The 6,948-nt window shown below is 71.4% G+C and carries 8 protein-coding genes, 1 tRNA gene and 1 pseudogene; 3 read left to right on the plus strand and 7 right to left on the minus strand.

What is annotated here, in order from left to right; translation table 11 throughout:
- From ACLFOB_RS13520 to ACLFOB_RS13535, 4 genes and pseudogenes are all read right to left on the minus strand, one after another.
- A tRNA-Gln gene (locus ACLFOB_RS13520) sits at positions 1-71 on the minus strand.
- A gap of 77 nt (positions 72-148) precedes the next feature.
- Positions 149-1,096 carry a lipid A-modifier LpxR family protein gene (locus ACLFOB_RS13525; RefSeq protein WP_410926423.1) on the minus strand — a complete coding sequence of 316 codons (948 nt, stop codon included), beginning with the start codon at positions 1,094-1,096 and terminating at the stop codon, positions 149-151.
- A complete protein-coding gene (locus tag ACLFOB_RS13530) occupies positions 1,093-1,371 on the minus strand; it encodes a hypothetical protein (protein WP_410926424.1) in 279 nt (92 codons plus the stop codon). Before ACLFOB_RS13530 ends, ACLFOB_RS13525 begins: the two co-directional genes overlap by 4 nt.
- Positions 1,372-1,486: 115 nt before the next feature.
- Positions 1,487-1,918: pseudogene (locus tag ACLFOB_RS13535) on the minus strand (SDR family NAD(P)-dependent oxidoreductase); the annotation flags it as partial.
- Positions 1,919-2,029: 111 nt separating this feature from the next.
- Between ACLFOB_RS13535 and ACLFOB_RS13540 the strand changes: the two are divergent.
- A complete protein-coding gene (locus tag ACLFOB_RS13540; protein ID WP_410926420.1) occupies positions 2,030-3,112 on the plus strand; it encodes a M24 family metallopeptidase in 1,083 nt (360 codons plus the stop codon).
- Between the two features lie 8 nt (positions 3,113-3,120).
- Here the strand turns inward: ACLFOB_RS13540 and ACLFOB_RS13545 are convergent, their stop codons facing one another.
- The 3 genes from ACLFOB_RS13545 to ACLFOB_RS13555 form a co-directional block, all read right to left on the minus strand.
- Positions 3,121-3,711 (minus strand): hypothetical protein, encoded by a 591-nt coding sequence (locus ACLFOB_RS13545; RefSeq protein WP_410926421.1) that lies wholly within the window; start codon positions 3,709-3,711, stop codon positions 3,121-3,123.
- Positions 3,712-3,979: 268 nt separating this feature from the next.
- The gene (locus ACLFOB_RS13550) at positions 3,980-5,266 is read right to left on the minus strand and encodes a homoserine dehydrogenase (protein WP_410926422.1); all 1,287 of its coding nucleotides are present in this window, start codon (positions 5,264-5,266) and stop codon (positions 3,980-3,982) included.
- 95 nt (positions 5,267-5,361) lie between these two features.
- Positions 5,362-5,589, minus strand: a complete 228-nt coding sequence (locus ACLFOB_RS13555) for a hypothetical protein (RefSeq protein WP_410916571.1) — start codon at positions 5,587-5,589, stop codon at positions 5,362-5,364.
- A 78-nt stretch (positions 5,590-5,667) separates the two neighbouring features.
- Between ACLFOB_RS13555 and ACLFOB_RS13560 the strand changes: the two genes are divergently transcribed.
- Positions 5,668-6,255, plus strand: a complete 588-nt coding sequence (locus ACLFOB_RS13560) for a TetR/AcrR family transcriptional regulator (protein ID WP_410916572.1) — start codon at positions 5,668-5,670, stop codon at positions 6,253-6,255.
- Positions 6,256-6,391: 136 nt separating this feature from the next.
- A complete protein-coding gene (locus tag ACLFOB_RS13565) occupies positions 6,392-6,928 on the plus strand; it encodes a lipocalin family protein (RefSeq protein WP_410916573.1) in 537 nt (178 codons plus the stop codon).
- Positions 6,929-6,948 lie beyond the last annotated feature (20 nt).

Genomic DNA, 6,948 nt, shown 5'->3' on the forward strand with positions numbered 1-6,948 from the left:
TGGGGTGGTAGGATTCGAACCTACGGTACACGGTACCAAAAACCGCTGCCTTACCACTTGGCTACACCCCAGCGGTGGCGCGGTGGATAGCGTGCACCCGGGCGGGGCGCAAGCCCTGCGCGACCGGAATCTTGCGGACGATCCGCCGTCAGAAGCGCAGATCGAGCCGCAGAGCGCCCACCAGCTGGCCCTCCGGCTGCGCCTCGAATTCCGGCCCGAGCCAGGTCAGGCCGTAGAAGAGCGCGTTTCGCCGGCCCTGCCAGTGCAGGCCCGCGCGCACCCTTGCCCGGTCGGTCAGCCGATAGCCGCGGTCGGCGGGCAGAAAGACGCTGTCGAACACCCGCGCGACATCGGCGCCGGCCACGAAGCTGACGCCGCGCTGCCGCGCGGCAATCACGCGGTAGCGGTGCCCGGTGGAGACCTCGCGCACCAGAAGCTCGCCCTCGCCGAAGGAGCCGATCGTGAGGTCCGCCCCGACCCTCAGCAGCGATTCCGCCCCGGTGCGGGCTTCGACGAAGGGGCGCAGGCGCGTGCGGCCCGCCGAAAGCGCGCGCCCGACCTCGACCACGAGCGTCGGGTGCGTGCCATCCGGGATCTGGTTCGCCAGCACCCGGTCGGAGGGTTTCGCGGCATCGAGGACCTCGTGCAGCGCACCCTGCAGGTCGCTCAGGCGCGTCTGCGGACCGGTCACGACGACATCACCGCCAAGGCTGATCTCGGCCGCGCCCTGGCGGTAATGCGTGTGCATGCCGAAGGACAGCGCGCCCGCGTAGGGCCTGTCGCCCGGCGCGGGGAAGCGCAGTGCCGCGGGCGTCATCGTCTCGCCGTGGAAGCGAAGCTCCAGCAGCGCGCCCGGCCGCGTGGGCAGGCGTCCGGTCCAGGCCGGCCCCCAGACACGGCTCGACGTGTAGGCCCCGGTCCGGTAGCGATCGCGCAGATCGCCCCATTGGTCGTTGGTAAGCAATCTGCCGTAGCCCAGATAGACGCGCTCTGCCATGGCGGTGCCCGGAAGGGTCGCGAAAAGTGCCAGCACCAGGAGCGCGGCGACTGCGGCCGCCAGGCGGGCCGCGCCGCGTTTGGGTGGCGGTGGAATCATGGAACAGTCAGGGCGGAGGCGCCGGGCGATGCCTGGCGCGGACGCTGCGGGGCGAAAGCGCTGTGCTGCCGGAGCTTGTGCGCGTCTCGTCGCACGTCGCGGCCCTGGTTCAGGATGATCACGTTCCCGCTCGAGATGTCGCCGGCGGGCGAGATCAGGAAGCCGATCCAGGCTGCAACCTCCAAGGGCTGCATCGCGCGGCCTCGCGGTATCAGCGCGATGGCGGCGTCCAGCACCTGCTCGTTGTCGACCTTGAAAAGGGGCGTCTGGGTCATCCCCGGAGCGATGGAGTTGACGCCGCTCCTGTGCCCCTCGTCTCGGCGGGCGAGGGGCCTTGATCAGCGCGTCCATCGCCGCCTTCGAGGCGCGGCAGTGCGGCGGGTCGATGACGTCGAATCTGTAGGTGCCGTTCGACGAGACGTTGACGATCGTCCCGACGGCCTCGCGGTGCAGCATGCGCGTCACCGCCTCCTGGCAGCAGTGGAAGGCAGAGGTGAAGTTGATCGCCATCTGGCGGTCGAACTCTTCGGCCGGGATCTCGGGAAATTCCGACGTCAGGCAGCTGCATGCGTTGTTCACCAGCGCGTCCACGCCACCCAGCCGGGCCTCGACCGTCTGGAAGGCGCGCGCGATGGCCGCGGCATCGGTCAGGTCGACCTCAAGGGGCATGACGGCGGGCCCGTGTTCCTCGGCGAGCGCGGCGTGTCCCGTGCCGCCGATGTCGAGCGGCGCAACCTTCAGCCCGTCGGTCACAAGCTGCGCGACGATGGTGCGGCCCACGCCGCCCGCCGCGCCCGTCACCACCGCGATCCGGTCCTGCATCCCGTTCTCCCGCGCCTGATACCGTGCGCGAGCCTAGCCGTCCGTCGGGCGGCGCGCCACTGGTCACCGGGCGGCGCGCGTGGCATTCCTGTCCAGGGCAGGAGGTGTGGCATGAGCGAACGTATGGAACGGGTGCAGGCGGCGCTGGCGGCGGCCGGAACGGACCTGATGGCGCTGGGGCCGGGTCCGCACATGCGCTGGCTGCTGGGATTTCACCCGATGCCGGACGAACGGCCCTGCCTGCTGTTGGTCACGCCCGCGCGCGCGGCGCTGCTGATGCCCGCGCTCAACGCCGCCGAGGCGCGGCAGCACACCGGTCTGCCGATGCTGGAATGGGCTGACACCGACGGGCCGCAGGCAGCGCTGGGCCGTGCGCTGGATGCGCTGGGCACGCGGACTGCGCGCCGCCTCGCGCTGGACGAGGCGATGCGCACAGACTTCGCCCTTCTGGTGCAGCGCGCGTTGCCGGGTGCCGAATCGCGGCTGGCCGGCGCGCTGATGGCGCCGCTGAGGATGCGCAAGGATGCGGCCGAACAGGCGGCGCTGCGCGAGAACGCGGTGATCGCCGATGCGGCGATGGAGGCGGTCCTTGCCGCCATGGCGCCCGGCGTGACCGAGGCCGAGCTGGCCCAGGTGGCGCGCGCGGCCTTTCGGGAGCACGGAGCGCAGCCGCTTTTCACCATCGTGGGCGCGGGGCCGAACGGGGCCTTTCCGCATCACCATACCGGCGACACGCCGCTGCGCGAGGGCGATGCGGTGGTGGTCGACATCGGCGCGCGCAAGGGCGCCTTTTCATCCGACATCACGCGCATGGCCGCGGTGGGCCACGCCCCTGAAGGCTACGCGGCGGTACACGCGGCGGTCGAGCAGGCCGTGCAGGCGGCGCTCGATGCCGCACGGCCCGGCGTGCGCGCATCCCAAGTGGATCGCGCCGCGCGGGGCGTGATCGAGGCGGCGGGCTACGGCGCGCAGTTCGTGCATCGCACGGGGCACGGCATGGGGCTGGAGCCGCACGAGCCGCCCTGGATCGCCGCCGGGGAAACGACGGTGCTGGAGCCTGGCATGGTCTTTACCATCGAGCCGGGGATCTACCTCGAGGGGCGCTTCGGCCTGCGGCTGGAAGAGGTGGTGATCCTGCAGGAGGACGGGCCGGAGGTCCTGTCGCGGCTGCCGCGCGAGTGCCGTGTGGTGTGACCGGCGGGTCAGGGACGCGCGAGCTGCATCGACGACCGGGCCAGCGCGCGCGCGCGCTTTTCCGACAGCACCATCTCGCGCGGCTGCCAGGCGTAGTCGGTGTCCTCGCGCGTGTGTTCCCAGACCAGCACGCCGCCCTTGCGCCAGGGGTCCAGCACGATGCCGTCGAACATCGACTCGCCGCGCGCCGAGATGATCGCCGTGGAATGGTCGATGCGGAACGGGTTGTCGGCGTTGGCGATGGCGCGGTGTATCTCGAGCGTGGCGAAATTCTCCTGCTTCAGCCGCCGCTCCATGTCCTCCGCCCAGTGCCAGCACAACCCGCGCGGCTTCAGCCCCATGTTGACCTTGGTGTTGTGCACCAGCGGCGGGTCGGTGATCCGGTAGTCCTGCGCCAGCTTGTGCGTCCAGTCGTAGGAGATGCGCGCGGCGCGCGCGGCCTCTTCGGGGTCCACCTCGGGGCCCAGCGCGGCGATCGCCGCGGTGAGCTCTGCGATCTCGCGCGCCTCGCCGCGCGGCGGCCCGCCCGTCGGCACGGTGGCGCAGGCCGCGGTGACGAGCATCGCCAGCAGCGGCAGAAGGCGCAGAAGTTTCCCCATGACAATCAATCCGTCGCGCATTATTGCCGGGATGAGACGCGATTAGCCCGCGGCGGAGCGTCTGTCGAGCCGCAAGGACCGTGGTCTGCGGCTGTCTCGCCGCGCATGATGTACGCGTGCCGCTTTCCGGGGCCTGACGCGCGCGGCGCAGCGACGCCCGTCAGGCGCGGACGTCGCGGCGACCTCCTTGAGCGCGGCCAAGGCGCTTGCGAAGCGCCTTGCAAGCGGTTTTCAAACCGCTTGCCCCGCACCGGGCCCCGGCAGGGGATCAGACAGTCTCGATCCGCAGCGCGACCGGGTCGGTGGCGAGCACCCCGGTTGCTGGCATCGCGGCCAGCGCCCGGTCGAGCGCGTCGCGCGCGCAGCGATGCGTGACGACCAGGACGGGCGCGGTGTCGGTGGAATGGCCGTACTGTCGCATCCGGTCGATCGAGATGCCGGCCTCGCCCAGCACCGTCGCGATGCGGGCGAGCGCGCCGGGCTTGTCCATCAGGTCCATCCGCAGGTAGTAGGGGGCAGGCGTGGCGGAGCGTGCCATCGTCACCGTGCCGAGGTCCGTCGCGGGCACGCCAAAGGTCGAGATACGCATCCCGCGCGCGATGTCGATGACATCGCCCATCACCGCGCTGGCCGTGGGCCCCTCGCCGGCCCCCGCGCCGCGCAGCACGATCTGGCCCGCCGCGTCGCCTTCCAGCACGCACATGTTGGTCGCCCCCTCGAGCTGGCCCAGCGGCGTGTCGGCGCGCACCAGGCAGGGCGACATGCGCGCCTCGAGCCCGCGGCCGGTCATGCGTGCCACGCCCAGCAGCTTGATGCGGAAGCCCAGGTCGCGCGCGCGGCGGATGTCGTCGATCGAGATGCGCTCGATCCCCTCCAGTTCCACCTCGTCGAAGGGCACCCGCACGCCGTAGGCGATCGCGGCCAGCAGGGCGAGCTTGTGGCCTGCGTCGATGCCGCCCACGTCGAGCCTGGGATCGGCCTCGAGGTAGCCCAGCTGGTTCGCCTCGTCAAAAACCGTCTCGTAGGCGAGGCCCGCGCCCTCCATCCGGGTGAGGATGTAGTTGCAGGTGCCGTTCATCACGCCCAGCACGCGCTCGATCTCGTTGCCGGCAAGGCTTTCGGTCAGTGCCTTGACGACCGGGATGGCGCCGGCCACGGCCGCCTCGAAGCGCAGCACGCGGCCGCGGCTTTCCGCGGCTTGCGCAAGGTCGGGACCGTGCAGCGCCAGCATCGCCTTGTTGGCGGTCACCACGTCCTTGCCGGCCTCGATCGCCGCCTCGGTCGCCGCCTTCGCCGGGCCGTCGCTGCCGCCCATCAGCTCGACCAGCACGTCGACATCGTCGCGGCGCGCGAGCGCAACCGGATCGTCCTCCCAGTCGTAGTCTGACAGGCTGACGCCGCGGTCCTTGTCGCGGGTGCGGGCCGAGACGGCCGAGATCGTCACCGGCCGGCCGGCACGCGCCTCGATCAGCTTCGCCTTGCGGCGCACGATCTTGACCACGCCTGCGCCCACCGTGCCGAGGCCTGCGATCCCGAGGCGAAGGGGGTCTGACATGCGCGCGTTCCTTGTCCCTGTGGCAACGCCGCGCGTCTAGCCCGTCGCGCAGGGGGGCGCAACGGCGTGCGTTCGGCAGGGGCGGCGCGTGCGGCTCAACGGGCGCGCAATGCGGCGGCGCGGGCGCGCAGGGCCTCGCCGCGGTCGGCAAGGCGGTCCGCCCCCTCCGGCGCGAGCCGCGGCTCGGGCCCGTCGCCCAGCACGGTTTCGAAGGGCAGGAGCGGCGGATAGGCCGCGTCCCCCCCCACGGGCTCGATCCCCGGCAGATCGGGATAGTCCACGCAGGCGGCAAGGAGCAGGGGGGCGAAGGCGAGCGCGCGCATGGGTCGAGAATGCCGCAGCGCAGACATGGCGTCCAGCGCGGCTTGATCCGAACGCCGGATCGGGAAATCCTTCCGCGGATGCCCAGACGAGCCGGATCGGACGCGGGAGAGACCAACCGCCGGATGCGCGCGGCCGCGCTGCGGCTCTTCGCGCGGCACGGCTATGCCGCCGTCTCGATGCGGCAGATCGCGGCGGAGGTGGGTGTGCAGGCGGGCGCGCTCTACACCCACACGCCCGACAAGCAGACGCTGCTCTTTTCACTGATGGAGGCGCATTTGCACGAGTTGCTGGCAGCGCGGGACGCGCTGCCGCCCGCCCGCGGTGCGACGGAGCGGCTCGACCGTTTCGTGCGCTTCCACATCCGGTTCCACCTTGCCCGGCCCGAGGCGGTCTTCATCGCCTACATGGAGCTGCGCAATCTGGAGCCCGCGAACTTCCGGGTGATCGAGGCGCTCCGGCGCGACTATGAGACCGGGCTGGAGGCGATCCTGCGCGATGGTGCGGCAGAGGGTGTCTTCGCCGTGCCGGACGCCAAGATTGCGGCACTCGGGCTGATCGCGATGCTGACCGGCATCAACACCTGGTACCGCGAGGGCGGACGGCTCTCGCTGGGGGAGGTCGAGGCGATCTATCGCGACATGGCGCGCAAGGCGGTGGCGGGCTGACCGCGCGGGGCGGGGGCCGCGCCTTTGCTGCCTCAGCCCTCCGCTGCCTCAGCCGCGCGGCTGACGGGACGCCTGACGGGAACATCGCGCCTTGGCCCACGTTCGCCCGGAAAAGCGCAACCCGAGGAGACACGCCATGTCCCGCACGCTCGCTGTCCTTGCCTTCGCGCTCTCGCCCGTGGCGCCTGCCGCCGAGCCTGTGGGCTCGATCGACATGGAGCAGTACGAGGGCCTCTGGTACGAGATCGGCTCGACCCCTGCGCCCTTCGAGCAGAACTGCGAAGGAGGCGCCACGGCGCATTACAGTCTGCGCGACGACGGCTCTGTCGCGGTGCTCAACCGCTGCGACCTGCCGGCCGACGAGACCTCGCGCATCGAGGGCGTGGCGCGGCCCGAGAACGACGCCGGCAGCGCGCTGACCGTCACCTTTCGCGGCCAGCCGTCGCGCGAGGAAACGAACTACATCATCCATGCGACGGGACCCGTCGAGGACGGCAGGTATCGCTGGGCGGTGGTTTCCGGCAGCGGCGGAAAACCCGCCTGGATCCTCGCCCGCGACCCTGCACTCAGCGGCGACGCGATGGTCGAGGCGCGCGCGGCCTTCGAGGCGGCGGGACTGGATTACGCCTTGTTCGAGACGACGCCGCAGCCGCCCAGGACCTACGAGCCCTGAGCCGCAGTCACGCGGCGGTG

The sequence above is a fragment of the Rhodosalinus sp. genome (genome assembly GCF_046542825.1).
Taxonomy (GTDB): Bacteria; Pseudomonadota; Alphaproteobacteria; order Rhodobacterales; family Rhodobacteraceae; genus Rhodosalinus.